At 61.9% G+C, this 25510-nt stretch carries 25 protein-coding genes; 12 read left to right on the top strand and 13 right to left on the bottom strand.

Annotated elements, in window-relative coordinates; genetic code table 11:
* The first annotated feature begins 128 nt into the window (after window positions 1–128).
* Window positions 129–2975, top strand: a complete 2847-nt coding sequence (locus tag WBR57_RS14320) for a valine--tRNA ligase (protein ID WP_424084373.1) — start codon at window positions 129–131, stop codon at window positions 2973–2975.
* Between the two features lie 212 nt (window positions 2976–3187).
* The gene (gene rlmF / locus WBR57_RS14315; RefSeq protein ID WP_424084372.1) at window positions 3188–4207 is read left to right on the top strand and encodes a 23S rRNA (adenine(1618)-N(6))-methyltransferase RlmF; all 1020 of its coding nucleotides are present in this window, start codon (window positions 3188–3190) and stop codon (window positions 4205–4207) included.
* 78 nt (window positions 4208–4285) lie between these two features.
* Here the strand turns inward: rlmF and WBR57_RS14310 are convergent, their stop codons facing one another.
* Window positions 4286–4567, bottom strand: coding sequence for an HU family DNA-binding protein (locus WBR57_RS14310; RefSeq protein ID WP_003188840.1), 282 nt, complete (start codon window positions 4565–4567; stop codon window positions 4286–4288).
* Between the two features lie 396 nt (window positions 4568–4963).
* Between WBR57_RS14310 and yejK the strand changes: the two genes are divergently transcribed.
* Together yejK and WBR57_RS14300 are read left to right on the top strand one after the other, a co-directional pair.
* Window positions 4964–5968 (top strand): nucleoid-associated protein YejK, encoded by a 1005-nt coding sequence (yejK, locus tag WBR57_RS14305; RefSeq protein ID WP_048720332.1) that lies wholly within the window; start codon window positions 4964–4966, stop codon window positions 5966–5968.
* Entirely contained in the window at window positions 5968–6318 is a 351-nt protein-coding gene (locus WBR57_RS14300; protein WP_424084371.1) for a glutaredoxin family protein, read from the top strand. Before yejK ends, WBR57_RS14300 begins: the two co-directional genes overlap by 1 nt.
* On the opposite strand, the gene WBR57_RS14295 is transcribed toward WBR57_RS14300, so the two are convergent.
* Genes WBR57_RS14295 through WBR57_RS14275 form a run of 5 tightly spaced genes read right to left on the bottom strand, consistent with a single transcriptional unit; the run spans window position 6319 to window position 10080 of the window.
* Entirely contained in the window at window positions 6319–7296 is a 978-nt protein-coding gene (locus WBR57_RS14295) for a FecR family protein (protein WP_424084370.1), read from the bottom strand.
* Window positions 7293–7871: an RNA polymerase sigma factor gene (locus tag WBR57_RS14290; RefSeq protein WP_424084369.1), complete on the bottom strand. Its 579-nt coding sequence runs from the start codon at window positions 7869–7871 to the stop codon at window positions 7293–7295. Before WBR57_RS14290 ends, WBR57_RS14295 begins: the two co-directional genes overlap by 4 nt.
* An 8-nt stretch (window positions 7872–7879) precedes the next feature.
* Entirely contained in the window at window positions 7880–8206 is a 327-nt protein-coding gene (locus WBR57_RS14285; protein ID WP_424084368.1) for a DUF3325 domain-containing protein, read from the bottom strand.
* Window positions 8207–9781 (bottom strand): PepSY-associated TM helix domain-containing protein, encoded by a 1575-nt coding sequence (locus WBR57_RS14280; RefSeq protein ID WP_424084367.1) that lies wholly within the window; start codon window positions 9779–9781, stop codon window positions 8207–8209.
* Window positions 9778–10080, bottom strand: coding sequence for a DUF3649 domain-containing protein (locus tag WBR57_RS14275; protein ID WP_424084366.1), 303 nt, complete (start codon window positions 10078–10080; stop codon window positions 9778–9780). Before WBR57_RS14275 ends, WBR57_RS14280 begins: the two co-directional genes overlap by 4 nt.
* Window positions 10081–10262: 182 nt before the next feature.
* Between WBR57_RS14275 and WBR57_RS14270 the strand changes: the two genes are divergently transcribed.
* The 3 genes from WBR57_RS14270 to fecA all read left to right on the top strand — a co-directional run bounded on the left by WBR57_RS14270 (window position 10263) and on the right by fecA (window position 14127).
* The gene (locus WBR57_RS14270) at window positions 10263–10751 is read left to right on the top strand and encodes a sigma-70 family RNA polymerase sigma factor (protein ID WP_424084365.1); all 489 of its coding nucleotides are present in this window, start codon (window positions 10263–10265) and stop codon (window positions 10749–10751) included.
* The gene (locus WBR57_RS14265) at window positions 10748–11689 is read left to right on the top strand and encodes a FecR domain-containing protein (protein WP_424084364.1); all 942 of its coding nucleotides are present in this window, start codon (window positions 10748–10750) and stop codon (window positions 11687–11689) included. The genes WBR57_RS14270 and WBR57_RS14265 overlap by 4 nt, the downstream gene beginning before the upstream one ends.
* Before the next feature lie 101 nt (window positions 11690–11790).
* On the top strand, window positions 11791–14127 hold the full coding sequence (fecA, locus tag WBR57_RS14260) for a TonB-dependent Fe(3+) dicitrate receptor FecA (protein ID WP_424084363.1): 2337 nt from the start codon (window positions 11791–11793) through the stop codon (window positions 14125–14127).
* Between the two features lies 1 nt (window position 14128).
* Here fecA and WBR57_RS14255 read toward each other — a convergent pair whose 3' ends face one another.
* Window positions 14129–15001 carry a LysR family transcriptional regulator gene (locus tag WBR57_RS14255; protein WP_424084362.1) on the bottom strand — a complete coding sequence of 291 codons (873 nt, stop codon included), beginning with the start codon at window positions 14999–15001 and terminating at the stop codon, window positions 14129–14131.
* Window positions 15002–15107: 106 nt separating this feature from the next.
* Between WBR57_RS14255 and WBR57_RS14250 the strand changes: the two genes are divergently transcribed.
* A complete protein-coding gene (locus WBR57_RS14250) occupies window positions 15108–16616 on the top strand; it encodes an MFS transporter (protein ID WP_424084361.1) in 1509 nt (502 codons plus the stop codon).
* Window positions 16617–16675: 59 nt separating this feature from the next.
* On the opposite strand, the gene WBR57_RS14245 is transcribed toward WBR57_RS14250, so the two are convergent.
* Together WBR57_RS14245 and WBR57_RS14240 are read right to left on the bottom strand one after the other, a co-directional pair.
* Window positions 16676–17086 (bottom strand): HPF/RaiA family ribosome-associated protein, encoded by a 411-nt coding sequence (locus tag WBR57_RS14245; protein WP_424084360.1) that lies wholly within the window; start codon window positions 17084–17086, stop codon window positions 16676–16678.
* 218 nt (window positions 17087–17304) lie between these two features.
* On the bottom strand, window positions 17305–18246 hold the full coding sequence (locus tag WBR57_RS14240; RefSeq protein ID WP_424084359.1) for a LysR substrate-binding domain-containing protein: 942 nt from the start codon (window positions 18244–18246) through the stop codon (window positions 17305–17307).
* A gap of 137 nt (window positions 18247–18383) precedes the next feature.
* Here WBR57_RS14240 and WBR57_RS14235 point away from each other — a divergent pair, with 137 nt between their 5' ends.
* On the top strand, window positions 18384–19760 hold the full coding sequence (locus WBR57_RS14235; RefSeq protein ID WP_424084358.1) for an L-serine ammonia-lyase: 1377 nt from the start codon (window positions 18384–18386) through the stop codon (window positions 19758–19760).
* A 337-nt stretch (window positions 19761–20097) separates the two neighbouring features.
* Window positions 20098–20415, top strand: coding sequence for a DUF3509 domain-containing protein (locus WBR57_RS14230; RefSeq protein WP_424084357.1), 318 nt, complete (start codon window positions 20098–20100; stop codon window positions 20413–20415).
* Here the strand turns inward: WBR57_RS14230 and WBR57_RS14225 are convergent.
* A complete protein-coding gene (locus WBR57_RS14225; RefSeq protein WP_122543591.1) occupies window positions 20412–20900 on the bottom strand; it encodes a phosphate-starvation-inducible PsiE family protein in 489 nt (162 codons plus the stop codon). The genes WBR57_RS14230 and WBR57_RS14225 overlap by 4 nt on opposite strands.
* Before the next feature lie 248 nt (window positions 20901–21148).
* On the opposite strand from WBR57_RS14225, the gene WBR57_RS14220 reads away from it, so the two are divergent.
* Window positions 21149–21409 (top strand): YebG family protein, encoded by a 261-nt coding sequence (locus tag WBR57_RS14220; RefSeq protein ID WP_003171979.1) that lies wholly within the window; start codon window positions 21149–21151, stop codon window positions 21407–21409.
* Window positions 21410–21464: 55 nt separating this feature from the next.
* Here WBR57_RS14220 and WBR57_RS14215 read toward each other — a convergent pair whose 3' ends face one another.
* A complete protein-coding gene (locus WBR57_RS14215; protein WP_424084356.1) occupies window positions 21465–22484 on the bottom strand; it encodes a Glu/Leu/Phe/Val dehydrogenase dimerization domain-containing protein in 1020 nt (339 codons plus the stop codon).
* Between the two features lie 188 nt (window positions 22485–22672).
* Between WBR57_RS14215 and WBR57_RS14210 the strand changes: the two genes are divergently transcribed.
* On the top strand, window positions 22673–23476 hold the full coding sequence (locus WBR57_RS14210; protein ID WP_424084355.1) for a SirB1 family protein: 804 nt from the start codon (window positions 22673–22675) through the stop codon (window positions 23474–23476).
* Here WBR57_RS14210 and WBR57_RS14205 read toward each other — a convergent pair.
* Entirely contained in the window at window positions 23400–24788 is a 1389-nt protein-coding gene (locus WBR57_RS14205) for an MFS transporter (protein ID WP_424084354.1), read from the bottom strand. The genes WBR57_RS14210 and WBR57_RS14205 overlap by 77 nt on opposite strands.
* 72 nt (window positions 24789–24860) lie before the next feature.
* The gene (maiA, locus tag WBR57_RS14200) at window positions 24861–25505 is read right to left on the bottom strand and encodes a maleylacetoacetate isomerase (RefSeq protein ID WP_424084353.1); all 645 of its coding nucleotides are present in this window, start codon (window positions 25503–25505) and stop codon (window positions 24861–24863) included.
* Between the last annotated feature and the right edge of the window lie 5 nt (window positions 25506–25510).

The following is a 25510-nucleotide window of genomic DNA, read 5'->3' as shown; positions in this document are numbered from 1 at the left end:
CGCGAGCAAGCCCGCTCCCACATTTGCTCAGCGCCAACCTTAAGCCCGTCTTCAACTCGCCCTCTCCCCTATCCCCCGTTATACTTGCCGGCTTTCCTGAATAAATGCCAACTAGGGTCCCGCCGCGCATGGATAAGACCTACCAGCCGCACGCTATTGAAACTTCCTGGTACGAGACCTGGGAGTCCGAGAATTATTTCGCTCCGCAAGGCGCGGGTGATTCCTACACCATCATGATTCCGCCACCGAACGTCACTGGCAGCCTGCACATGGGCCACGGCTTCAACAATGCGATCATGGATGCGTTGATCCGTTTCCGCCGCATGCAGGGCCGCAACACCCTGTGGCAACCGGGCACCGACCACGCCGGTATCGCCACCCAGATGTTGGTGGAACGCCAACTCGAAGCCACCGGCCAGAGCCGTCACGACTTGGGCCGCGAGAAATTCCTGGAAAAGATCTGGGAATGGAAAGACCAGTCCGGCGGCAACATCAGCCGTCAGATCCGTCGCCTCGGTTCGTCCGTCGACTGGAGCCGCGAGCGCTTCACCATGGACGACGGCCTGTCGGAAGCCGTCAAGGAAGCCTTCGTGCGCCTGCATGAAGACGGCCTGATCTACCGCGGCAAGCGCCTGGTCAACTGGGACACCAAGTTGCACACGGCGATTTCCGACCTTGAAGTGGAGAACCACGACGAGAAAGGTTTCCTGTGGAACCTCAAGTACCCGCTGGCTGACGGCGCCAAGACCGCCGAAGGCAATGACTACCTGATCGTCGCCACCACCCGTCCGGAAACCATGCTCGGCGATGCCGCCGTGGCCGTTAACCCGAACGACGAGCGCTACCAGGCGCTGATCGGCAAGTTTGTCGAGCTGCCGCTGGTGGGCCGCCGCATCCCGATTATCGCGGACGACTATTGCGACCCTGAATTCGGCACCGGCTGCGTGAAAATCACCCCGGCCCACGATTTCAACGACTATGAAGTCGGCAAGCGCCACAACCTGCCGCTGCTGAATATCTTCGATAAAAACGCCGCCGTACTGCCGGCCTGCCAGGTGTTCAACCTGGACGGCACGCTGAACGACAGCATCGACGGCAAGATCCCGGCCGAATACGCCGGCCTCGACCGTTTCGAAGCGCGCAAACAGATCGTTGCAGCCTTCGACGCCGCCGGCCTGCTGGTCAGCGTTGACGACCACGGCCTGAAAGTGCCGAAGGGCGACCGCTCCGGCACCGTAATCGAGCCGTGGCTGACCGACCAGTGGTACGTCTCTACCAAGCCGCTGGCCGAGCCGGCGATTGCTGCCGTGGAAGACGGCCGTATCCAGTTCGTGCCCAAGCAGTACGAAAACATGTACTTCTCGTGGATGCGCGACATCCAGGATTGGTGCATCAGCCGCCAGCTGTGGTGGGGCCACCGCATTCCGGCCTGGTACGACGAGTCGGGCAAGGTCTACGTAGGCCGTGATGAGGCCGAAGTGCGTGCCAAGCACAACCTCGGCCCGGACGTAGCGCTGCAACAGGACAACGACGTACTGGACACCTGGTTCAGCTCGGGCCTGTGGACCTTCTCGACCCTGGGCTGGCCGCAGCAGACTGAATTCCTGAAGAAATTCCACTCCACCGACGTGCTGGTCACCGGTTTCGATATCATTTTCTTCTGGGTTGCACGGATGATCATGCTCACCATGCACTTGGTGAAGAACGAGGACGGAACCCCGCAGGTACCGTTCAAGACCGTGTATGTGCACGGCCTGGTGCGTGATGGCCAGGGCCAGAAGATGTCCAAGTCCAAGGGCAACGTCCTGGACCCGCTGGACATCATCGACGGCATCGACCTGGAAACCCTGGTGCAGAAACGCACCTCGGGCCTGATGCAGCCGAAACTGGCGAAGAAGATCGAGAAGCAGACCCGCGACGAATTCGCCGACGGCATCGCCAGCTACGGCACCGACGCCCTGCGGTTCACCTTCTGCTCGCTGGCGTCGACCGGGCGCGACATCAAGTTCGACATGGGCCGCGTCGAAGGCTATCGCAACTTCTGCAACAAGATCTGGAACGCGGCGCGTTACGTGCTGGATAAAGGCGAAGACTGCGGCCAGAACGGCGAGGCCATCGAGCTGTCACTGGCGGACCGCTGGATCATCTCGCAGTTGCAGCGCACCGAAGCCGAAGTGACCCGCCAGCTCGACCAGTTCCGTTTCGACCTGGCTGCCCAGGCCTTGTATGAGTTCATCTGGAACCAGTATTGCGACTGGTACCTGGAACTGTCCAAGCCCGTGCTGTGGGACGAAAACGCGCCGATCGAACGTCAGCGCGGCACCCGCCACACCCTGGTCCGCGTGCTGGAAGTGGCCCTGCGCCTGGCGCATCCGTTCATGCCGTTCATCACCGAAGAAATCTGGCAGCGCCTGGCGCCGCTGGCCGGCAAAGACGGCAAGACCATCATGCTGCAACCTTGGCCGGTGGCCAACGAAGCGCGCATCGATGAGGCGGCCGAGAGCGATATCGAATGGCTCAAGACCCTGATGCTCGGCACGCGCAACATCCGCGCCGAGATGAACATCGGGCCGGGCAAGCCACTGGCGGTGTTTGTGAAGAACGCCAGCGCCGAAGACCAGCGTCGTCTCACCGAGAACGATGCACTGCTCAAGAAGCTGGCGAAGCTGGAGTCGATCACCGTACTGGCTGCCGGCGCCGAAGCACCGCTGTCCGCCACCGCGTTGGTAGGCGACATGGAAGTGCTGGTGCCAATGGCTGGCCTGATCGACAAGGGCGCGGAACTGGCCCGTCTCGACAAGGAAATCCTGCGCCTGCAAGGCGAAGTGCAGCGAGTGGGCGGCAAGCTGTCCAACGCGGCGTTCGTCGACAAGGCCCCGGCCGAGGTGATCGAGAAAGAACGCGCCAAGCTGGCCGAGGCTGAACAGGCCCTGGGCAAGCTGGCGGAGCAACATGCGCGGATTTCCAGCCTGTAAGGTGGACCGTGATTTAAAAAAGAGGCCTTCGGGCCTCTTTTTTTGTGCACGCAGTCAGTGTGGGAGGGGGCTTGCCCCCGATAGCGGTGTATCAGTCCGAGCATTTTTGCCTGTCACACCGCTATCGGGGGCAAGCCCCCTCCCACATTTGCCCGAGTTGCACTCAAGATGTGTGACAATGGCCGCCACTTTGAGCCAACACCAGAATCAACATGACCGCCCCCAGCACACCAAAACCTCCGCGCAAGAAGCCTAAAACCGCAGCCCCGGCCAAGCCCGTGGCGCCGCGCAAAGAGGCCACGCTGCACCCGCGCAACCGCCACACAGGCCGTTACGACTTCCCGGCGCTGATCAAGACCACGCCCGAGCTGGCGCAATTCGTGATCATCAACCCCTATGGCAAGGAAAGCATCGACTTCGCCAGCCCGGATGCGGTACGGGTGTTCAACCGGGCGCTGCTCAAGTCGTTCTATGGCATCCAGCATTGGGATATCCCGGCGGATTACCTGTGCCCACCGGTGCCGGGGCGTGCCGACTACGTGCACTTCCTCGCCGACCTGCTGGCCAGCGTCAATGACGGCAAGATCCCGCGCGGTTCGATCGTCAAGGTGCTGGACATCGGCATGGGCGCCAACTGCGTCTACCCGCTGATTGGCTATATGGAGTACCGCTGGAACTTCCTCGGCTCGGAGGTCGACCCAATCGCCGTGGCCGCCGCCAAGGCTATCGTGCAGTCCAACGACCTGAGCAAGGTCATCCAGTTGCGCCAGCAGACCAATCCCAAGCAAATCCTGCTGGGCTTGCTGGAGCCGGGCGAACGCTTTGACCTGACCCTGTGCAACCCGCCGTTCCATGCGTCCATGGAAGAAGCCACCAAAGGCAGCGAGCGCAAATGGCGTGCACTCGGCAAGGCCGACCCCAAGCGCAAGTTGCCGGTGCTGAACTTCGGTGGCCAGTCGGCCGAGCTGTGGTGTGAAGGCGGTGAAGCGCGCTTTGTGACGCAGTTGATCGCCGAGAGCGCGCATTTTGCCCACAAGGTGTTGTGGTTCAGTTGCCTGGTGTCAAAAGCGTCGAACCTGCCCGCGATCCAGACAGCCCTGAAAAAAGCCGGCGTGCTTGAAAGCCAGGTCGTGGAAATGTCCCAGGGCCAGAAGCAAAGCCGTTTTGTGGCCTGGACCTTCCAGACCAAGAATGAGCAGCAGATCTGGCGCCAGCGCTGGGTTCGCGACTAACCGTTCAGCGCAGCAAATCGCAGGCAACAAAAAACCGTGCCCGGATCGCTCCGGAGCACGGTTTTTTTTTGCTGCGTCTTACTTGTTAACAGCGTCGGTCAGGCCTTTGGCCACAACCAGCTTGATAACTTTCTTGGCAGCGATTTCGATGGCTGCGCCAGTCGAAGGGTTACGGCCAGTACGGGCAGGACGCTCGGTCACTTTCAGTTTGCCAACGCCTGGCAGAGTGATTTCGCCGCCGTTTTCCAGCTGATCAGCAACAACTTGGCTCAGTTGGTCCAGCAGGGCGCGCACGGTGGTTTTCGGTGCGTCTACTGCTTCAGCCAGGTCAGCGATCAGTTGGTCTTTAGTAATAGCCATTGTGGTGTTCCTTCCCTATCAAATTCATATGGATTGCAGAGTGCAGTGTCAGCCATCGAGCCCGACCGTCATGGCCTGGCACCCCCGGCTATAACCACGGAGATCGGGGTTATAGATGCTTGAAACGGGGATTGGTTCGACCTGACAGATGCTGAATGCACGCTTAACGCCGAGACTTGGCGTAAGACGGGGCAAAACTAGCACAGAGACGGGGAAATATCCGCCTCTACCTACCCATTTGGTCAGCTTTATCGCTCTAAACCGTGAAAAAAAGGCATATGGGCCGTCGGAGAGCGCCCAAACCACCCTTCAAAGCGCGTCTTGGCCAACGGGTGCGGTACACTGGGCGACTTTTTGGGGAGGCCGACCGCTCCCCTTCAACCAGCCGAGAAGCCTATGCCGATCCGTCATTGCATCGTCCACCTGATCGACAAAAAACCCGACGGCACACCTGCAGTTCTCCACGCCCGCGACTCCGAGCTTGCCGAGTCGGCCGCCATCGAGAACATGCTTGCCGACCTCAACGAGAGCTACAACGCCAAACAAGGCAAGGCCTGGGGTTTCTTCCATGCCGAGTCGGGCGCGCACCCGTTCAGCGGCTGGTTGAAGGAATATTTTGACGGTGGGCAGGATTTCACCACGTTCAGCCGCACCGCCGTCGAGCACCTGCAAAAGCTGATGGAAGAGTCCAACCTCTCCACCGGCGGCCACGTGCTGTTTGCCCACTACCAGCAAGGCATGACCGACTACCTGGCCATCGCCCTGCTGCACCACAGCGAAGGCGTGGCGGTGACCGAGGACCTCGACGTGACCGCGTCGCGCCACCTGGACCTGGGCCAACTGCACCTGGCCGCGCGCATCAACGTGTCCGAGTGGCAGAACAACAAGCAATCCAAACAGTACATCTCGTTTATCAAGGGTAAGAACGGCAAGAAGGTGTCGGAGTACTTCCGCGACTTCATCGGCTGCCAGGAAGGCGTCGACGGCCCCGGCGAAACCCGTACCCTGCTCAAGGCCTTCAGCGACTTCGTAGAAAGCGAAGACCTGCCGGACGAGTCGGCCCGCGAAAAAACCAAGACCCTGGTCGACTACGCCAGCAGCCAGGCCAAGCTCGGCGAACCGATGGGCCTGGAAGAACTGTCGGGTTTGATCGATGAAGATCGACCAAAGGCGTTCTACGACCATATCCGCAACAAGGACTACGGCCTGTCGCCGGAAATCCCGGCGGATAAACGCACTCTCAACCAGTTCCGCCGCTTCACCGGGCGTGCCGAGGGGCTGTCGATCAGCTTTGAAGCGCACCTACTGGGCGACAAGATCGAGTACGACGAAGCCGCCGGCACCTTGATCATCAAGGGCCTGCCGACCCAGCTGACCGACCAGCTCAAGCGTCGTAACTGATGCTCGGCGGGGTCTTTAAAAAAGTCCTGCTGGTGTTGCTGGTCGTGGTGGTCATCCAGAACTGGGGCAAGATCGAGCGGGTGTTCAACCCGTCCCAGGTCGTGCCGGAGCAGACCCGGGCCTCGGCGCGGGTGGTGCTGTACGCCACCGAGTGGTGCGGCTACTGCAAGCAGATCCGCCGCCTTCTCGATCAGAAGGGTATTCCCTACACCGCCGTCGACATCGAAAAGGACGCCCAGGCGCGCAAGGCGTATGAGGCGCTGGGTGGCGGCGGAATTCCATTCGTGGATGTGAACGGCACGCTGATCCGCGACTACGACCCCGAGAAAATCATGGCGGCGCTGAACTAATCAGCGCAGCACAATCACTCGTCCCAACAGGCTGCGCTGCTCGAAACCCAGTACCGCCTGCAATGCATTCAGCACCGCCTGTGGGTCTTTGCTGGGGAAACTGCCGCTGACGCGCCTGGTGCCCATCTCGTCATTGAGCAGCAGGATTCGGCCTGGGTAGTAACGGCCCAGATCCTTGACCACCTCCGCCAACGGCGCCTTGTAGTAGTTGAGCCAGCCATCGCGCCAGGCCAGGCGCGCTTCGCTGTCGACGGCATGCAGGGGCTCAGCCACACCGTTGGCATAGGCCACTTGCTGACCGGCTGTGAGGATTTGCTGCTGGCCCTGTTTCGATGGTGTCACCGCAACCCGCCCGGACAGCACCGTCACCTCGGCCCCTGCCGGTTGCAGGCGCACTTCAAACTGCGTGCCCAACACCCGCGCCTCGCCACTGCCCGCCTCCACTACAAACGGCCGGCCCGTGTGGGTCACGCTGAAAAATCCGGCACCCCGGCGCAACTGGATATGCCGCTCGCCCTGGCTGAAATCCACCGCAATGGCGCTGTCGGCGTCCAGGGTGACCTGGGATTGATCGGCCAGGGTCACGGTTTTCACCTCGCCCGGGGCGGTTACGTAATCGGCGCCAATGTCGTCGACCCAGCGTGACGGCTGCCAACCGGCGCCCACGCAAACCATCAGCAGCACGCACGCAGCCATGGCCAATGCGCCGGACCAGCGCACCGCGCGTGAGCGTTTCGAGGTGTTCATCGTCTTCAGATAGCCCTGCAACGCCAGCGCGTCTTCGTCCGCCAGCGTGCGCGCCGGCACTTCGCTCAACTCCCACAGCACCTGGGCCTGGGCATAGGCCTCAACGTGTGCAGGGTCGGCGCGCAACCAGTGACTGAACGTGGCCTGGTCGCCGCTGCTGGGCTGGTCATGCAGCAGGCTCAGCCAGGCCAGTGCCGCTTGCTCCTGGTCGGGCGTGGGGGTGAGGTTCACGGTGCTTTCCCTGGCGTGCGTGGGGGCGATGGTTCGCGAAGGCTGGCTTTGCAGGCTTCAAGGGCACGCATCATATGTTTTTCCACGGCACTTTGGGACAGCCCCATGGCTTTGGCGATTTGCGCGTATTTGCGGCCGTGGATGCGGTTGAGCAGAAAGATCTGCCGCGTGCGCTCGGGCAGGCTGCGCAGGGCCGCTTCGACATGCCGCAGGTCATTGCCCGCCTCCAGCGCCGCCTGGGGTTCGGAACCCTGGTTATCCTGCTGTTCGGGCAGCCAGCCTTCGCTGCTGCGCACCCGCGCGCCTTCGCTGCGCAGGTGGTCGATGGCGATATTGCCGGCACAGCGCAACAGGTAAGTGCTGAGCTCTTCGACCTGCACCAACGGCCGCCGCCAGAAGCGCAGGAATAGGTCCTGCACCAGGTCGGCGGCCGTGGCGCGGCAGCCCACGCGCCGGCTGACCAGGGCTTCCATCTGCGAGCGCTGGGACAGGAATACTTGCAGAAAATACGCGCGACCGCCCGCCGCTTCAGCCGGTTGGCTGTCCTGGGATTCGGGCGGCGTGCTGATCATCATGGCAGGGCTCAGAGAGTGGCGAAGGCAGCAACGGGGCTCGCCAGCAGGCCGACGCCTGCCAGGATCAAGGCCAGCCTTGGCCGATACGGCAACAACAGCACCAGCAGCAATGCGCTGAGCATCAAGACTGCGCACCACTCCACCAGGCCCTGGCCCCAACCGGCGAGGCTGACGGCCGGCCAGATCGCCCCGCTCAACAGCAGCCAGCCCAGCACCCGCAGCCCCAACCGCCGACGCGGTGAAGGCTTGCTGCGCAGCAACTCGCCATGGTGACGGTCGGTGGACAGGCACAGCGCGGTAAACCCCGCGTAACACATCAACAGCGCGAGCAGCATTCAGTTGGCCTCGCGCTTGAGGGTCAAGGGCCGTGCGCGTTCAGCCTTGGGCGCCGGCGCGCTACGGTGCTGCATCTTCCAGGCGGCCCAGCCGAGGAATACGCCGCTGGCCAGGCAGGTGAGGTCGAAGCCGGCCATGGCCCAGTCACCCGTTGCCAGTGAAACGCCCAAATGGCTGGAGGTGGTCAGCGCATTCAGCAGCGGAATCGCAACAAACAGCAGCGCGCCGAAACTCAATTGCTCGACCCAGCCCTGGCGACCGCGCCGCAGGATCGCGTGCAGCAGGCTCAGGCCCCAGGCGATAAAGAAGGCCTGCACTTCCCAGTCGGAGCGTGCGGCAAAGCTCACCGGCAACAAGCGGTTGGCCCAGAAGAACCCCGCAATTGCGATCATCAGCCCGGACATGCTGGCGACGTTCAGCACTTCCACCAACCGCAACTCGAAAGGCATCGCCGCGCTCTTGGCATGTTTGAGCTGACGCTTGCCCAGCCAGATCACCAGCCCGGTGCCGATCATCGCCGTGCCCGCCAGGCCGCAGATAAAGTACAGCCAGCGCAGCACCGGGCCGGCGAAATGCCCCATATGCAGGCCGTAGAAACTGCCACCGATCACCGCCGGTAACGATTGCCCGCTACTTGCCCGCAGCAGTTCGGACGTGGTGCCATTGAACGACACGGTACTGCCGGCCCCATGCACCACGCTGTCTGAACCGGCGCGGAATACATTCACCGATGCGTTCACATCGCCCGGGTTATTCACCGCGATTCGCCCCACATGGCCGCCGTCCCATTGCGCCCGTGCCCGCTCGTACATCGGTACCAGCGGCTGCAAGGTGCCAGGCTGCCCGAGCGCCGGTGCATTGTTGGTCGCCGGGAATACCTCATTAAAGAACGCGCGGGAGTCGTTGCCATACGAGGCCAGGATCGGCGCCGGCATCACCATGCTCATGAAGATCACCAGGCTGCTGTAGGTGATTATCAAGTGGAAGGGCAGCACCAGCACACCCACTGCGTTATGCCCGTCCAGCCAGGAACGCTGGCCTTTGCGGGGGCGGAAGGTGAAGAAGTCCTTGAAGATTTTCTTGTGGGTGATGATGCCGGTGATCAGCGCGACAAACATCACCATGGCGGCAATGGTCGAGAGCCAGCGGCCCCACGGGTAAGGCATCTGCAACTGGAAATGGAAGCGATAGAAGAATTCGCCGCCCATGCTTTCACGCGCCTGCACCGCCTGGCCGCTGACCGGGTCGAGGGTTTTCTGGATGAAATTGCCGCGTTTGCCGGGGTCGACCTTGTCTTGCCACATCACTGACAGACCGGGGTCGCGGCTGTCCGGCAGGGTGATGAACCAGCGTGCCGCCGTCGGTGCGACTTGCTGCAGGTAAGTTTGGGCGACCGTCAGGCTGCGTTTATCGTCCAGGGCATGGGCCTGCACTTCAGGTTGCATCCAGTGGCTGATTTCATCTTTGAAATACGACAGGGTGCCTGTCAGGAAAATCGCAAACAGCAGCCAGCCAAAGATCAGCCCGGCCCAGGTGTGCAACCAGGCCATGGCCTGGCGAAAGCCCTCTTTCATGTGCGTGCCATCCAGAATCCCACGCCCGCCAGGGTGGCGAACGCCGCGCTCGGCAACATCACACCGAACCACGCACGCGCCGCACTGCGGCAGGCGAAACACCAGAGCACCGCGAGCAGATAGAACACAAAGGAACTCATCATGCCGATGATGACTGCGTCGGCGCGGGCGGTGGGCATCCACAGCGCCAGGCAGATACTGGCCAACGAAGCCATCAGGTAGCCGCCCACCACGGCAGCCAGTACGCGCGAGGTCACGGCGAGACGGTAGGAGACAGGCAGCGAGGTTTTGCTTTTCATGCAGGGAGCGCCAGGTTCATCAGCGCGCAATATTAATGATAAATATTCTCATAAGCAAAAAAGAACGGATGAATCACCCGCTTTACCGGATTGCCGAAGGTGCTCCGGCGCCCTACAATGCGAACAATTCTTGTTCTCTAAAGCATGCCGATGCTAGCGGCCTGTCGTTAAGGGTGATCGCGTTGAGCCCGTCCAATACCGTTGAAGTTTTGTACAACGATCATCACCACTGGCTCACCGGCTGGTTGCGACGCAAGCTCGGCTGCCCGGAAAGTGCCGCCGACCTGGCGCAAGACACCTTCATCCGCGTGTTGACCGCCCGCGAGGCGCCCACACTGGTCGAACCACGCGCGTTCCTGACCACAGTCGCCAAGCGCGTGCTGTTCAACTTCTACCGCCGCCAGGACCTCGAGCGCGCCTACCTCGACGCACTGGCACAAATGCCCGAACACGTGGCGCCGTCGGAAGAAGAACGCGCAATCATCCTGCAAACCCTGGTGGAGCTGGACCAACTGCTCGACGGCCTGCCGGTCCAGGTCAAACGCGCGTTCCTGCTGGCCCAGCTCGACGGCCTGACCTATGCCCAAATCGGCGCCGAACTGGGCATCTCCATCGCCACCGTCAAACGCCATCTGAATAAAGCCGCCCTGCGCTGCTACTTTGCCCTATGAATGTCTCGACCCAGGTTGCCGAGCAGGCTGTGCATTGGCTGCTGGAAATGCAGCAAGGCGCACTCAACCCTCGCCAGCAGGCCGCGTGGCAGCAATGGCTGAATGCCCACAGCGAGCATCAGCGCGCGTGGGACCATATCCAGCGCGTCAACCAGCGCCTGCGCGGCATGCCCTCGCCCCTGGCGCACGCGGCGTTGAACGCACCGCAGTCGCGTAGCCGACGCCAGGCGCTGAAGTTGCTGTTGATTCTGGGCGCAGGCTCAGCCGCCGCCTGGAGCCTGCGCCAGCAGCACATCCTGCCGCCGCTGACCGCCGACTACCGCAGCCCCGTCGGCCAGCGACGCAACGTGCAATTGGCCGATGGCAGCCAGTTGCAGCTCAATACCGGCAGCGCGGTAGATGTACATTTCGACGGCCAGCAACGCCTGATCCGCCTGCTCGAAGGCGAAATCCTGCTGACCGGCACAGCCGGTAATACGCCGTTGCAGGTGCTCACCGGCCAAGGCCTGCTGACCAGCCAGGCGGCGCGCTTGAATGTGCGCCAGTTCAGTGATCACACCCAAGTGGCAGTGTTCGACGGGCGCGTCGACGTGATGCCCAACACCTACAGCGGCCTGCCCTTGACGGTCGAGGCCGCACGCCAGGTCAATTTCACCCGCAAGGGCTGGGACACCCCGCGCGCCACCGACGCCAACAGCGGCGCCTGGGCCGACGGCATGCTGATGGCCGCGCATATGCGCCTTGCGGACTTCCTCGCCGAACTCGGGCGTTATCGCCGTGGCCAGCTCAACTGCGACCCGCAGGTCGCCAATTTACTGATCTCCGGCAGCTACCCGCTGGACGACAGCGAGCGCATTCTCGACCTGCTGGAAGTCAGCCTGCCGGTGAAAGTACGGCGCTTTACCCGCTATTGGGTGACGGTAGAGGCGCGGGTATAAATCTTTTTCCGACTTTATTTAAAAAAAGTGAGCCGTTTTCCACACCTCGCGTGACAGAGAAGGAAAGCCACCTAGATCCTTCCTTCTCAGGACCGCACTTCATGCCCCAGCAACCGACTCTTCTTGCCCGCAGCCTGCGCCAGCTGTTGCTGGGCGCCAGCCTCAGTTTCAGCGCATTGCCCTCTGTGATGGCGGCCGACGCCAAGCCCTACCACATCGCCCCCACCTCGCTGGAAGCGGCATTGAATCAATTTGGCCGCGAAGCCGGGGTGTTGATTTCCTTCAGCTCCGAGGTCACGGCGGGCATGCAGAGCCGCGGGCTGTCCGGCCAATACGACGCTGCCGAGGGCTTGCAGAAACTCCTGGAAGGCACCGGCCTGCAAGCCCGCGCAGAAGGCGAAAATGCCTACAGCCTGCAACCGGCTTCAGCCCCCGCCAGCATTGAGCTGGGCACCTCCAGCGTGGTCGGCGACTGGCTCGGCGATGCGGCGCAAACCAATGTATTCGAACACCCAGGCGCGCGTGATGTGATCCGCCGCGAAGAGTTCGAACGCCAGGGCGCCACCCAGGCCCGCGACGTGCTCAACCGTATTCCCGGCGTCAACGCCCCGGAAAACAACGGCACCGGCAGCCACGACATGGCGCTGAACTTCGGCATTCGCGGCCTCAACCCGCGCCTGGCATCGCGCTCCACGGTGCTGATGGACGGCATCCCGGTGCCGTTCGCGCCGTATGGCCAGCCGCAGCTGTCTTTTGCGCCAATCAGCATGGGCAACATGGACGCGGTCGACGTGGTGCGCGGTGGCGGCGCCGTGCGCTACGGCCCGCAGAACGTCGGCGGCGTGGTCAACTTCGTGACCCGGGCAATCCCCGACGCGCCGACCGTCAAAGGCGGCTTGCAGACCGAAACCAGCCCATCTTCCAGCCATGACGGCTTCAAGACCACCGGCAACCTGCTGGCCGGCGGCACTGCGGAAAACGGCCTGGGCGGCGCAATCCTTTACTCCGGCACCCGTGGCGGCGACTGGCGCGAAAACAGCAACACGCGCATCGACGACCTGATCCTCAAAGGCAAATACCAGCTCGACGACGCCAACAGCTTCAACGCCATGGCGCAGTATTACGATGGCCAGGCCGATATGCCGGGCGGTCTTAACGTCGCGGACTACAAGGCCAATCCCTATCAGTCCACCCGCCCCTACGACAAATTCTGGGGCCGGCGCACAATGTTCAACGTCGGCTATCGCTACGAACAGGATCGCCGCGAATTCACCGTGAACAGCTTCTTCACCAAGACCCTGCGCAGCGGTTACCTGGACCAAGGCAACTTCCTCTCGTTGTCCCCACGCGAATATTGGGTGCGCGGCCTCGAAACCCGTTTCGCCCAGGGCTTCGACCTCGGCCCGACCAGCCACGAAGTGGGCGTGGGCTACCGCTACATCAATGAAGCCGGCCACGAACTGCGCTACCGCACGCCGATCAGCGCCAACCAGCAGATCCCCACCACCGACAGCCGCAACGACCGTGATACCCGCGGCGGCACCGAGGCCAACGCGTTCTTCATTGATGACCGGATCGATATCGGCAAGTGGACCATCACGCCGGGCATTCGCTACGAGATGATCGAGTCCCAGCAGACCAACAACCTGACCAACGTCAAGTACAAAGGCGACTACAACACCGCGCTGCCGGCGTTGAACGTGCTGTATCACCTCACCGACAGCTGGAACCTGTACGCCAACACCGAAGGCTCATTCGGCAGCGTGCAATACAGCCAGATGCCCAACCGCGTGACCAGCGGCGAAGTGAAGCCGGAGAAAGCCCGCACCTGGGAACTGGGCACGCGTTATGACGACGGCACCCTGCGTGCAGAAATCGGCGCGTTCCTGATCAACTTCGACAACCAGTACGAAAGCAACCAGACCAACGACTCGGTGATCGCCCGTGGCGAGACACGCCACCAAGGTATCGAGACCAGCGTCAACTACGCGCTCGATGGCTTGAGCCCGGCGCTGGCAGGCTTTGATGTGTACGCCAGCTACGCGTATGTCGACGCCACCATCCGCGAAGACGGCGCGAATAAAGGCAACCGCGTGCCCTTCTCGTCCAAACACAAAGGCACACTCGGCGTGGGTTACACCGAAGGTCGCTGGAAGCTCAACCTGGACAGCAGCTTCCAGAGCAGCCAGTTCGCCGACAACGCCAACACTGAAAAGGAAAGTGCTGACGGTGCCAACGGACGTATCCCAGGCTACATGCTGTTCAGCAGCCGCGCGGCGTATGATTTCGGCCCACAGCTGTCGGACTTGAACGTGGCGGTCGGTGTGAAAAACATTTTCAACACCCAGTATTTCACCCGCTCGTTCGACGATAACAACAAGGGCAAATACGTCGGCGAGCCGCGTACGGTGTACGTGCAGACCTCCATCGCGTTCTGACTCAACTGCCCGCCAGGCACGAGGGTGTCCCGGCCACCAACGCGTCAATGGCACAGCGCGTCTTGGCCGGCATATGCGCCGCCGTGGGCCAGATCACATGGATCGGCGCAGGCTGGTCGCGGTAGCTCGGCAGTACAGCCTCAAGCTGCCCGCGCAGCACATAGTGCGCAATCAACCAGCTCGGCAACCAGGCCAGCCCAACGCCGGCAATCGCGGCATCGGCCACGGCCTGGAGGTCGTCCATCAACAGCGGTGAGATGATGCCGGAACCTTGCGGCGTGAGGCTGCGGTAAGCAATGCCTCGCACGCCGGCGAGGTCTTGGATAGATTCAATCGGGCCCACCCGTTGCAAGAACGCCGGTGAGGCCGCCAGCCCCATGGCCTGTTCACCCAAACGCCGCGCGCTAAGCCGATCAGTGTCGGGCAGCGCACCGATCCGCACCGCGACATCAAAGCCCTCCTGCGCCAGATCCACGCGCCGATCGGCAAAGCTGACCTCGATCTCCAATCCCGGATAACGCTCCAGCAAGCCCCACAAGGCCGGCGCCGCATAGTGGTGACCAAAAGCCAGCGGCAAGCTCGCCCTTAAACGCCCGCGTGGCTGTTGTCGGCCACTTTCCAGCACCGACTCGGCGGCCTCGAGTTCTGCCAGCGCACGCAAGCAATGCTCGTAATACGCCTGGCCATCCTCGGTCAATCGCTGACGGCGGGTGGAGCGTTGCAGCAGGCACGTGCCCAGGCGCGCCTCCAACCGCGCCAGGCCCTTGCCGACGGCGGAGCGCGTGAGGTTCAGCCGCTCGGCCGCCTCGGTCAGGTTGCCGCTCTCGACGATTTGCAGAAACAGTTCAACGCCATCAAAACGCGGAGTGGCCATGGCTCGATTGTTTCCATTGATTCCCTGATAGGAGGAAAACTTATCACGAATCAGGAATCCTGTTCCCGAGAGAATGATGCGCTCATTCAAGCGAAAGGACCTCCCCATGCCACCCGCCGCCGCCGTATCGGCCGTCAACGCACCGCACACTGCCAGAGATGGCCTCGCCCTCACCGCCGTATGCCTTGTGGCACTGATGTTCGGCCTGGAAATCTCCAGCGTGCCGGTCATCTTGCCCACCCTTGAAAGTGAGTTGGGCACAGGCTTCCTGGACGCGCAGTGGATCATGAATGCCTACACCCTGGCCTGCACCAGCGTACTGATGGCTGCGGGCACATTGGCGGATCGTTTTGGTCGACGGCGCATGCTGGTGATGTGCTTGTGGCTGTTTGGATTGGCCTCGCTGGCCTGCGGGTTGGTCGACGATGCGTCCCTGTTGATCGCGGCGCGTTTCGTCCAGGGCGTGGGCGCGGGGGCGATGATGATCTGCCAGTTCGCGATTCTTTCGCACCAGTTCCGGGAGCCGGCAACGCGGGCGCGGGCCTTCGCAATATGGGGGGTGATCGCCGGCGTGGGCCTGGGCTTCGGGCCGATGGTCGGGGCGCTGATCCTGGCGGTGGCAGATTGGCGTTGGGTATTCCTGGTGCATGTGCCGCTCACGCTGTTCACGTTGGTGCTGCTGCACCTGAGCGTGCAAGAGTCGCGCGACCCGGCCGGCCATCGTCTCGATATCGCCGGCATGCTGACCCTGACGCTGTCGGTGTTCGCCCTGGTGTACTTCATTACCCAGGGCAGCGAAAACGGTTTCGGCACACCGGCCATGCTGGGCTGGGCCGGCCTTGCGCTGGCGGGATTGCTGTTGTTCATCGTTGTCGAACAACGCAGCGCACACCCGATGTTTGATTTCTCGGTGTTTCGAATCCAGCGTTTCAATGGCGCGCTGATGGGCTCGATCGGCATGAACTTCAGCTTCTGGCCCTTCATGATCTACCTGCCGCTGTATTTCCAGGCAGGCCTGGGCTACGACACGCTGACCACCGGCGGTGCCCTGCTCGCCTACACGTTGCCGACCTTGCTGGTGCCGCCACTGGCCGAGCGCCTGGCCCTGCGTTATGGCGCCGAGCGCATCATCCCCGTGGGCCTGGGCTTGATGGGCGCGGGGTTCGTGGTGATGGCCGTGGCCAATGGCGCCGAGCATCCGGGCATCATAGTTGTGCTGTTGGGCTGCGTGATCGCCGGTGTGGGGCTGGCATTGACCAACTCACCCACCACCAACACCACCACCGGCTCGGTCTCAGCCGACCGCGCGGGCATGGCCTCGGGCATCGACTTCAGCGCGCGGCTGATCACCCTGGCGCTCAACATCGCATTGATGGGCCTGGTGCTGTTGCTGGGGATCAGCCAGCACCTTTCCAGCCTGCTGCCCGCGACCACGGCAATGGATTGGCCGGCCATCAGCCAGAACATTGCGGCGGGCAAACTGGATACGCAGGGGTTGAGCAGCGCAGAGGCCCAGGCGGCCCTGCGGCATGGCGCCGGTTGGGCGATGCTCTTTGCGGGGTTGGGGGCATGCGGGCTGGCAGTGTTGAGCAGGTATTTCTTCCGCCGCAGCTAAACGAAAACGGGCCTGCATGTGCAGGCCCGTTTTATTCAGGATGAACGAACTGTCAGTGATCAGCCGTTGAATACGGCACGTTCTTTTTCCAGGAACTCCTGTTCAAGCTCATCTTCGTTGACCTTGGTGGTCGGCTGGTTTTTCCCGGCAGCGCGTGGCTTGCCTTGCAGTTTGCCAAACAGGTGTTCCAGCGCATGGTCCAGTTTGGTCGCGGCGCCGTCGATCGCCTGCTCCAGGGTATCGGCCTTGTGGAGCACCGAAAGCGGTTGATGGCCTTTTGGCCGGGCTTCCAGGCGGCAACTTAAATCATGGGGACCAGGCTTGTCGCCGTTCTCGTCCCGCAGGTAGACCTCGACACGGGTCAGGTCTTCTTCATAACGTTCGAGCGTGCTTTCAATGGTATTACGTACCCACTCCTCCAGTCGGATGCTGCTTTCAATATGGTTATCGCTATTGACTTGGATTTGCATAGTTCTTCCCTTATTTCAGCTAGCTCGCGGGAGGTCACGATTGCTTTACCAGGCAGGTAAAACCATGACCTCTTGATTACACAATTGGGCAGACCGAGAAACAATTCAACCCCTTTTCAAAGATAATTAGCACATTACAAATTAACTCTGACAACCATCAAACACGCTGTTATCGTCGGGAGTTGGGCGCACCTTCCTACCTGCCCAATTCCTTTCAATTACCCCTCTCCCAAGGGGTGCAAGCCACGAAAGATATTCGCTTCTTCCACCAGCCAATCATGGACCGCCCGCACGCCCGGATGGTTCAGCGCGCCTGGCGCGTACAGCAGCACATAGCGTTTGTGGTTGGGCACGGCCAGGCCGAAGGGCACGATCAAGGTGCCACGTTCCAGCTCATCGTTAAGCAAGGTGCGCCGCGCGATGGCCACGCCCATCCCGGCAATCGCCGCTTCGATGGTCAGGTGGTTGCGGTTGAACGTATGGCCGCGTCGTACATCGGCGTCGTGGTAGCCAATAGCGTCCAGATAAAACTCCCACTCGGCGTACTCATAACTCCCACGCCAGGCGGTGATGTCGTGCAACAACGGGAAATGCACCAGGTCAGCCGGCCCGTGCAAGGGCGGACGGCCACGTAGCAGGCCGGGCGCGCACACCGGGAAAATCTGCTCATCCAGCAAGGCTGTGGATAACAGGCCAGGGTAGCTGCCGTCGTTCAGGTCGATGGCCAGGTCGAAGTCCCCCTCGTGCAGGGCGATGCTGCTGTCTTCGGCGACCAAGCGCAGCTGGATATCCGGGAAACGTTGCTGCAGGCGCGGCAACCGCGGGGTCAGCCACTTGCCCAGGAAAGACGGGATCGAGCGCACGCGCAAGGTGCCGCTGATCATCCCCGCATCCAGGCGCTGCAATTCGGCATCAATGCTGCCGTAGGCCTCCCCTACCGTCGTCGCCAGCCGTTGCCCTTCGGCGCTGAGCTCCACACCCCGCGCCCGTCGGTGGAACAGCCGAAAGCCCAGGCGTTCCTCCAACTGGCGAATCTGCTGGCTCACCGCCCCCGGCGTGATGTGCAGTTCTTCGGCGCAACGGGTGAACGACAAGTGCCGCGCCGCACAGGAAAAAACGTGCAGCCAGACGTAAGTCTGACCATGAAGGGGCCGGGTCATAGCGTTTAGTCCTGCTAAAGGGTGTCTTAGAATAATTCGTTGGTCAGTGTCATTCCAGAGGATCAGTATCGCCTCAATTCCGCATGTCCTACAAAACATGGCAGCGATCCCTACTCCATTGCTTGTAAGGCTTTAGCATGGCTATCAGCGTTTTCGATCTATTCAAGGTGGGCATCGGCCCTTCCAGCTCGCATACCGTCGGCCCGATGCGGGCAGCGGCGACCTTTTCCCAAGCCCTGACCGACCAACAACTGCTCAGCCAAACCCGGCGTGTCGAAGTACGCCTGTATGGCTCGCTGTCGGCCACAGGCGTCGGCCACGCCACCGACCGCGCCTGTGTCATGGGGCTGATGGGCGAATGGCCGGACCGGATCGACCCCCTCTCGATCAACGGGCGCATCCAGCAACTGCGTGAGTCAGGCCGGTTGTTGCTCGCTGGGGTACAGGAGATTGCCTTCAATTGGCACACCGACCTCCTGCTGCTCGAAGAAAGCCTGCCCTACCACCCCAACGCCATGTCCCTGCACGCCTATGGCGAAAACGGCCTGCTGAGCGAACAAATCTATTACTCGGTGGGCGGCGGTTTCATTATCGAAGCGGCCGAGGCTGCCTCCGGCGTCGCGCCGACCAGCGCCGTGCAATTACCCTACGAATTTTCCAGCGCCGTCGAGCTGCTGGCCTTGTGCAACAAGCACGGCTTGCGGGTTTCGGAACTGATGATGGCCAATGAAAGGGCGTGGCGCAGCGACGAAGACATCCGCAGCGGCCTGTTGCACATCTGGTCGGTGATGCGCGAATGCGTCGAGCAAGGCCTGCGCGATGAAGGCATCTTGCCTGGCGGCCTGGATGTGCCGCGCCGCGCGGCGAAATTGCACCGCAGCCTGCTGGAAATCGGCAAGCCGAATGTCATCACCTCGACGTTGTCGGCGATGGAATGGGTCAACCTGTTCGCCCTCGCCGTCAACGAGGAAAACGCCGCCGGCGGGCGCATGGTCACCGCGCCGACCAACGGCGCCGCAGGCATCATCCCGGCTGTGCTGCATTACTACATGAAGTTCAACGCCGACGCGTCCGACGATGATGTGGTCAATTTCTTCCTCGCCGCTGCCGCCGTCGGCATTCTTTGCAAGAAGAACGCCTCGATCTCCGGCGCTGAAGTCGGCTGCCAGGGCGAAGTCGGTTCGGCCTGCGCCATGGCCGCCGCCGGCCTGGCCGACATCCTTGGCGCCACCCCGGAGCAACTGGAAAACGCCGCCGAAATCGGCCTGGAACACAACCTCGGCCTGACCTGCGACCCGGTCGGCGGCCTGGTGCAAGTGCCGTGTATCGAGCGCAACGCGATTGCCGCCGTCAAGGCGATCAATGCCACGCAAATGGCCCTGCGCGGTGATGGCAAACACTTCATTTCCCTCGACCGGGTCATCCGCACCATGCGCGATACCGGCGCCGACATGCATGACAAATACAAAGAAACTTCACGGGGCGGCCTGGCGGTGAGCTGGGTGGAGTGCTGATTGCGCTGTCTGTGCTCGTTTTCTCGGTACCGCCCTGAAATAGATCACTCACATCACAAACAACACAGGGCAAATGTGCGAGGGGGCTTGCCCCCGAACGCGGTGTGTCGGCCAATGAATGCTCGGCTGAAAGACCGCTATCGGGGGCAAGCCCCCTCCCACATCAGAATTTCACTTGAGGGTAGAGCGCCGCACGGCACGCCCTTTGCTGTACAGCCTGTGAGGCAAACGGAATTTGTAAAACCTCAACGACGTAGTGGCCGATGGTCAGGAGACGCGAACTAATCCCGACACCGGTCGTCAATGACTGCATGTTCTTATCAGGCGGTAACGCACCATGGACAATCCTTTTCAGATCATCACCGACACCTTCACGCCAAAATACCGCGTCAACCTGAGCATCCAGCGGCTGGATGGCAGCATCATGCTCACCCTCTCGGACGATACCGGGGTGGTCGCCAAACGCATGATCAGCGCCGAACAACGCAACGACCCGCAACGCCTCAAGCGCCTGGTGCAAAGCATCCAGTTCGGCATTGCGATCGAGCAGGGCCACAGCGCCATGGAGATCCTGGCGGTGATGACGGACGGCGATAGCCACAAAGTGCTGCAACGACCGCCCGCCCCCAGCCTGCCCTTCAACGTCGGGCTTTAAAGCTCGCCTTTCTCGGTTTCCAGGCTCGCCTCGCCCTTGCGACGCGGGCCTTCGACTTTCACCGAGGGGAACGCCGACGACGCGTAGCGCACCACCAGAATCGCAAACGCCAACAGCAGAATTCCGCCGCACAGGTAGATGATGCCGATATCGGGCGGGTTGTGATGGGACACGTTGGAAATCAGCAGGCGCGTCAACGCGGTGATCGCCACATAGATCAGAAAGCGCACCGGCATGTGGTTGGTCTTGAAATAAATCCCGACCATGGCGCCCAGTTCCAGGTAGATGAACAGCAACAAGATGTCATCAATCTTGATATGCCCGTTCTCCAGCATTCCCAGAAACTCCATCACCGCCGCCCACGCGGTCACCGCACCAATGGCAAACAGCGCCAGGTAGTGGAATGACTCGACAAACAGATTGCCCAGCGACTCGGCCAGGCCATGGACGTTCTGGCGCAGCTTTTCGGCCCAGTTGATTTTCACGATGATGCTTCCTTAGGTCGACTCGACCGGATAATGCGGGTTAGACGTGACGGTTGTTCTGCATGCAGAAAAAAGGCCAGAGGCAGGTCTAAGATGATGGCGGGGTGACATGAGGCACGCCTGACCTGTATTTCCCGACTACATTAAAAAACTGCTACCCAAACCGCGCGGTTTGGCTTACTCTTTTTGCTGTATATAAATACAGTAGTCGCAAAAGACAACTATCGTGAAGGCATGTGAGGTGGTGAATGGCCGTCGAAGTGGTATACCGCAGCAGCCGAGATCTGGAGCGTTTGTTCATGGATAAAGCCGAAGCTGACCGTCATGACAAAATGCTAGAACTCGCTGAGTTGCTGGCAGAAGTGTTGCAAAAGGCCGTGCCGTCGCTGAGCGAGCAGCAGGTGGAAGAAGCCGGGATCTACATGGCGAAGAACCGCGATGTATTTGCCAAGGCGTTCAAGAGCCAACCGGACGCGCTGTCCGAGTTGCTGAACGCAGCGGCGGAATAAAGCCCGAATTGAACAGGCCCTGAATCATCGATTCAGGGCCTTTTTAATGCCTGGCTTATTTGTAGAGCAGGCGCTCGGCCAGTTCGTCCGCCACTCGGGCGGGGGAGCGTTTTTCGGCCTGGGCGTGGGCGAAGATTTCCGTCAGGCGCGTGCCGATGTTCGACAGGTGCGCGGTAATACTGTGTAGCTCGGCACCGCTGTGTTTGAGAGCGACGTAAATCAGGCCACCGGAGTTGATCACGTAGTCCGGGGCGTAGAGGATGCCACGCCCTTCCAGTTGGTCGGCCACTTGCAGGTTGGTCAATTGTGCGCTGGCGGAACCGGCGACGGCGGCGCAGCGCAGTTGCCCAACGCTGGTGCGCGTGAACACCGCGCCGAGGCCGCATGGCGCCAGGATATCGCACGGGGTGCTAAGCAAAGCGTCGTTGGCGATCGGGTGCGCGCCGAATTGCTCCATGGCCAGTTGCACTTTGCCGTGGTCGATATCGCTCACCAGCAGTTCGGCGCCGGCCGCGTGCAATTGCTCGGCCAGGGCATAACCGACATTGCCAAGGCCCTGGATCGCCACGCGCAAGCCTTCGAGGTTATCACTGCCCAGGCGGGCCATGGCGGCGGCGCGAATGCCGGTAAACACGCCCATGGCGGCATGGGGCGCCGGGTCGCCTGCGGCAGTGGTGCTGGTAACGAAGCGGGTGTGCTGGGCAATGCAGTCCATGTCGGCCACCGACGTGCCGCTGTCGATCGAGGTGATGAAGCGGCCGTCGAGTTTTTCGATGCAGCGGCCAAATGCTTCGAACAGCGCCGCACGACTTTCCACGTGTACGGGACGGATGATCACGGCTGTGCCGCCACCCACCGGCAACCCAGCCAACGCGGCTTTGTAGCTCATGCCCTGGGCCAGGCGCGCGGCATCGGCGACGGCGCTTTCGTCGTCGGGGTAGGAGAGATAGCGACAGCCACCCAAGGCAGGGCCCAGGCGGCTGTTGTGAATGGCTATGACCGCCTTCAATCCCGTCACCGGGTCGATGCTCAGGTGCAGCGATTCAAGGCGGGTGCTGTGCATGAGCGCAAACATCGTCGAGCTCCCGAATCACTTCTTGTAGTCGCCAAGTATAGGCGTGCGCCAGAAAACTGCAGAAGCGCGCTGGAATAAGCCACCCGGTTTTGCAGGCTCCACGACATAAGCAGAAAGGATATTGCTCAAGCCACTGGACGAAAATTCCCAGCAAGGCTAAAACGGGGGGGCATCCGCCGGAGAATGCAATGAATCCCCGCACAGCCTTTTTCGCCTGCCTGGAACGTTTGCCCCCTGCGCTGTTTGAAGCCGCGCTGTGGATTGCCGCCGAGCACGACCCGGCAGTGCAGCCGTTGCTGATCCTGCAGGATCTCACCGCGCTCGAGCATCAGGTCGGCCTGGGCATGCCCATGCTGCCGGCGGATGAACTGGGCCAACCGCTGCTGCGGCGCATGAATGACCTGGGGTTCGCCCAGGATGAGTTCACCCCGTTGCGCCCCGCCGCCGCCCTGCTGGACAAGGTGCTGCAACGCAAACGCGGGCAACCCTTGGCCATGGGCTTGATTGCCATGGAGCTGGCGCGACGCCTGAATATCCCGATGGTCGGCGTCAATTTTCCGGGCCACTTCCTGTTACGTGTGCCGGGCGCCGATCACCTGCTGGACCCCTGCGGCGGTCGGCGCCTGTACCCCAACGATTGTCGCGAACTGTTGCAACGCCAATACGGCCCGAACCTCAAGCTACAGGCCGACCACCTGCACAGCGCCGAACCGCGCTCGATCCTGCAACGCCTGTCGCGCAACCTGCGCCAGCTGCACCTCTCGAATGACAACCCGCTGTCAGCCCTGATCGACGCCGAACGTGTGCTGGAGCTGGGCAACGCCAGCGCCGCCGATTACCTCGCCCGCGCCAGCCTGTATCAACGCCTGGACTGCCCGAACGCCGAGCGTTTCGACCTGGAACACGCGCTGATGCTCAGCGAAGACCCGATCCAGCGTCTGCGCCTGACGGAGCGGCTGGGGCATCTGCCGCCCAACTCGGTGGTGCACTAGGCTGCGGCGAGCGCACCTGAATAATCAACACCGCCGCAATCACCGCCGGAATCGCGCAGAAGAAGAAAATCTGCTGCACCGGAATGTGCATCGCCAACAGCATGCTGCCAAACAGCGGCCCCAGGATCGAGCCGAACCGCCCGACACCCAGCGCCCAGCCGGTTCCGGTGGCGCGCACCTGCGCCGGGTAGAAATTACTGGCGAACGCATTCAGGGTCAGCTGCCCACCGATGATGCAAAACCCCGCCGCAAAGACGCAGGCCACCAGGTAGCGCGGGTTGTCGTGGTTCAGGCCGAGCAAAAGGGTGCACACCGCCGCCGCCGCCAATACACCGGACAGCAGCCGCACCTTGCTTTTCAACCGGTCGGCAAACCATGCCATACCGATGGCGCCCAAGGTGCCGGCAAACAGGAACATCGAGGTCACCAGGTTGGCTTGCTTGAGCGCCAGGCCACTTTCCAGCAACAGCGACGGCAGCCAGCTGATCATGAAATACAGCAGGATCAGGCTGACAAAAAAGGTCGCCCAAATCAGCACGGTCGGCCGCGCATAGCCGTTGCGAAACAACTCGACCACAGTGAGCTGGCTGCCCTGCTCCTGCTGGTTTTGGGCATCGCTGGCTGGCGGTGGTTGCCAGCCGGGTAACATGCGCGCGGTGACTTTTTGCAGCCGCGCATAGGGGGGGGCATCACGCAGCAGGCGCGGCAGCGATTCAGGCAGTAACCACACCAGGAAAGGGAACAGCAGCAACGGCGTCACGCCGCCCGCGAGGAATACCGCCTGCCAGCCGTAGCCCTCGATAAACCCTGCCGCTACAAACCCACCCGCTGCGCCGCCGAACGAAAAGCCGCACGCCGCCAACGTCACCATGAACGTGCGCATGCGTGGCGGCGAATATTCCGACATCAAGGCCATGGCGCTGGGCATCGCACCGCCCATGCCGATCCCGCAGATAAACCGCGCGGCCATCAGGGTCGTCAGCGAGTTGGCGAACACCATCAGCACCGTGAGGCTGGCGTAGATCAGCACACAACCGAGCAGGATGCGCCGCACGCCAAACCGGTCCGCCAGCGGCGTAACCAGCAGCGAGCCCAACGTGAGGCCCAACAGGTTGGCGCTGAACACCGGGCCGAACGCGGCTTTTTCCAGGCCCCAATCCTTGGCCAGGGCGGGCACCACGTAGCCCAGCACCTGGGCGTCATAACCGTCGGTTACCAGCAGCAACGCCAGCAACAGGAGAATCAACCACTGATAGCGTGATACCGGACGGGCGTCGAGTGCCGCGCGAAAGCTGGCAATCTGAGTGTGCATGGCAAGGTACCTGTTATTTTTATAAGGATGACGCCAATCAAAATGTGGGAGAGGGCTTGCTCCCACATTGATTTAGGGTGTGTCAGGGGTATCCGGTTGATTGGCGGGGTGAGCCTGCATAAACGCCGGATGCTGCGCCGCCAACGCCGCCACCCGCCCGATGCGCGGGTACGCCGCCAATGGCACCTTGAAGCGCTCCGCCGCGTACAGCTGCGGAATCAGAAACGCATCGGCCAGGCCCGGCTGCTCGCCAAAGCAGAAACCCTCATTGCCAATCAACTGCTCCACCGCGCCCAGCCCCTGGCTGATCCAATGCCCGATCCACTCCAGGATCTGCGCCTCGTCATGCCCCCACTGGCGCAACAGGTTCTGGGTGCTGGAGTTGTGCAGCGGGTGAATATCGCAACCGATGATCGACGCCACCGCGCGCTCATGGGCACGGGTGGCCAGGTCCTTGGACAGCAGCGGCACCTGTGGATAACGTTCGTCCAGGTATTCGATGATCGCCGGCGATTGAATCAACAGCTCACCATCGTCGGTGCGCAAGGCCGGCACACGGCCTTGCGGGTTGATCGCCAGGTACTCGGGTTGGCGATTGGCCCCGCCGCCCGGCACCAGCAGATTCACCGGCACCGCGCTGAAATCCAGGCCCTTGAGCGCCAAGGCGATACGCACCCGGTACGACGAGGTGGAGCGGTAATAGGTATAGAGTTCCATCGCCC

Source organism: Pseudomonas sp. (assembly GCF_049590575.1).
Taxonomy (GTDB): Bacteria; Pseudomonadota; Gammaproteobacteria; order Pseudomonadales; family Pseudomonadaceae; genus Aquipseudomonas.
Note: the sequence above shows the minus strand (reverse complement) of the source record. Positions and strands in the feature narration are given on the sequence as shown.

Excerpts from the sequence above, each read along its gene's own strand:
- WBR57_RS14320 (WP_424084373.1), top strand. The coding sequence starts at position 129 with ATGGATAAGACCTACCAGCCGCACGCTATTGAAACTTCCTGGTACGAG.
- rlmF (WP_424084372.1), top strand. The coding sequence starts at position 3,188 with ATGACCGCCCCCAGCACACCAAAACCTCCGCGCAAGAAGCCTAAAACC.
- WBR57_RS14310 (WP_003188840.1), bottom strand. The coding sequence starts at position 4,567 with ATGGCTATTACTAAAGACCAACTGATCGCTGACCTGGCTGAAGCAGTA.
- yejK (WP_048720332.1), top strand. The coding sequence starts at position 4,964 with ATGCCGATCCGTCATTGCATCGTCCACCTGATCGACAAAAAACCCGAC.
- WBR57_RS14300 (WP_424084371.1), top strand. The coding sequence starts at position 5,968 with ATGCTCGGCGGGGTCTTTAAAAAAGTCCTGCTGGTGTTGCTGGTCGTG.
- WBR57_RS14290 (WP_424084369.1), bottom strand. The coding sequence starts at position 7,871 with ATGATGATCAGCACGCCGCCCGAATCCCAGGACAGCCAACCGGCTGAA.
- WBR57_RS14285 (WP_424084368.1), bottom strand. The coding sequence starts at position 8,206 with ATGCTGCTCGCGCTGTTGATGTGTTACGCGGGGTTTACCGCGCTGTGC.
- WBR57_RS14280 (WP_424084367.1), bottom strand. The coding sequence starts at position 9,781 with ATGAAAGAGGGCTTTCGCCAGGCCATGGCCTGGTTGCACACCTGGGCC.
- WBR57_RS14275 (WP_424084366.1), bottom strand. The coding sequence starts at position 10,080 with ATGAAAAGCAAAACCTCGCTGCCTGTCTCCTACCGTCTCGCCGTGACC.
- WBR57_RS14265 (WP_424084364.1), top strand. The coding sequence starts at position 10,748 with ATGAATGTCTCGACCCAGGTTGCCGAGCAGGCTGTGCATTGGCTGCTG.
- fecA (WP_424084363.1), top strand. The coding sequence starts at position 11,791 with ATGCCCCAGCAACCGACTCTTCTTGCCCGCAGCCTGCGCCAGCTGTTG.
- WBR57_RS14255 (WP_424084362.1), bottom strand. The coding sequence starts at position 15,001 with ATGGCCACTCCGCGTTTTGATGGCGTTGAACTGTTTCTGCAAATCGTC.
- WBR57_RS14250 (WP_424084361.1), top strand. The coding sequence starts at position 15,108 with ATGCCACCCGCCGCCGCCGTATCGGCCGTCAACGCACCGCACACTGCC.
- WBR57_RS14245 (WP_424084360.1), bottom strand. The coding sequence starts at position 17,086 with ATGCAAATCCAAGTCAATAGCGATAACCATATTGAAAGCAGCATCCGA.
- WBR57_RS14240 (WP_424084359.1), bottom strand. The coding sequence starts at position 18,246 with ATGACCCGGCCCCTTCATGGTCAGACTTACGTCTGGCTGCACGTTTTT.
- WBR57_RS14235 (WP_424084358.1), top strand. The coding sequence starts at position 18,384 with ATGGCTATCAGCGTTTTCGATCTATTCAAGGTGGGCATCGGCCCTTCC.
- WBR57_RS14230 (WP_424084357.1), top strand. The coding sequence starts at position 20,098 with ATGGACAATCCTTTTCAGATCATCACCGACACCTTCACGCCAAAATAC.
- WBR57_RS14220 (WP_003171979.1), top strand. The coding sequence starts at position 21,149 with ATGGCCGTCGAAGTGGTATACCGCAGCAGCCGAGATCTGGAGCGTTTG.
- WBR57_RS14215 (WP_424084356.1), bottom strand. The coding sequence starts at position 22,484 with ATGTTTGCGCTCATGCACAGCACCCGCCTTGAATCGCTGCACCTGAGC.
- WBR57_RS14210 (WP_424084355.1), top strand. The coding sequence starts at position 22,673 with ATGAATCCCCGCACAGCCTTTTTCGCCTGCCTGGAACGTTTGCCCCCT.
- WBR57_RS14205 (WP_424084354.1), bottom strand. The coding sequence starts at position 24,788 with ATGCACACTCAGATTGCCAGCTTTCGCGCGGCACTCGACGCCCGTCCG.
- maiA (WP_424084353.1), bottom strand. The coding sequence starts at position 25,505 with ATGGAACTCTATACCTATTACCGCTCCACCTCGTCGTACCGGGTGCGT.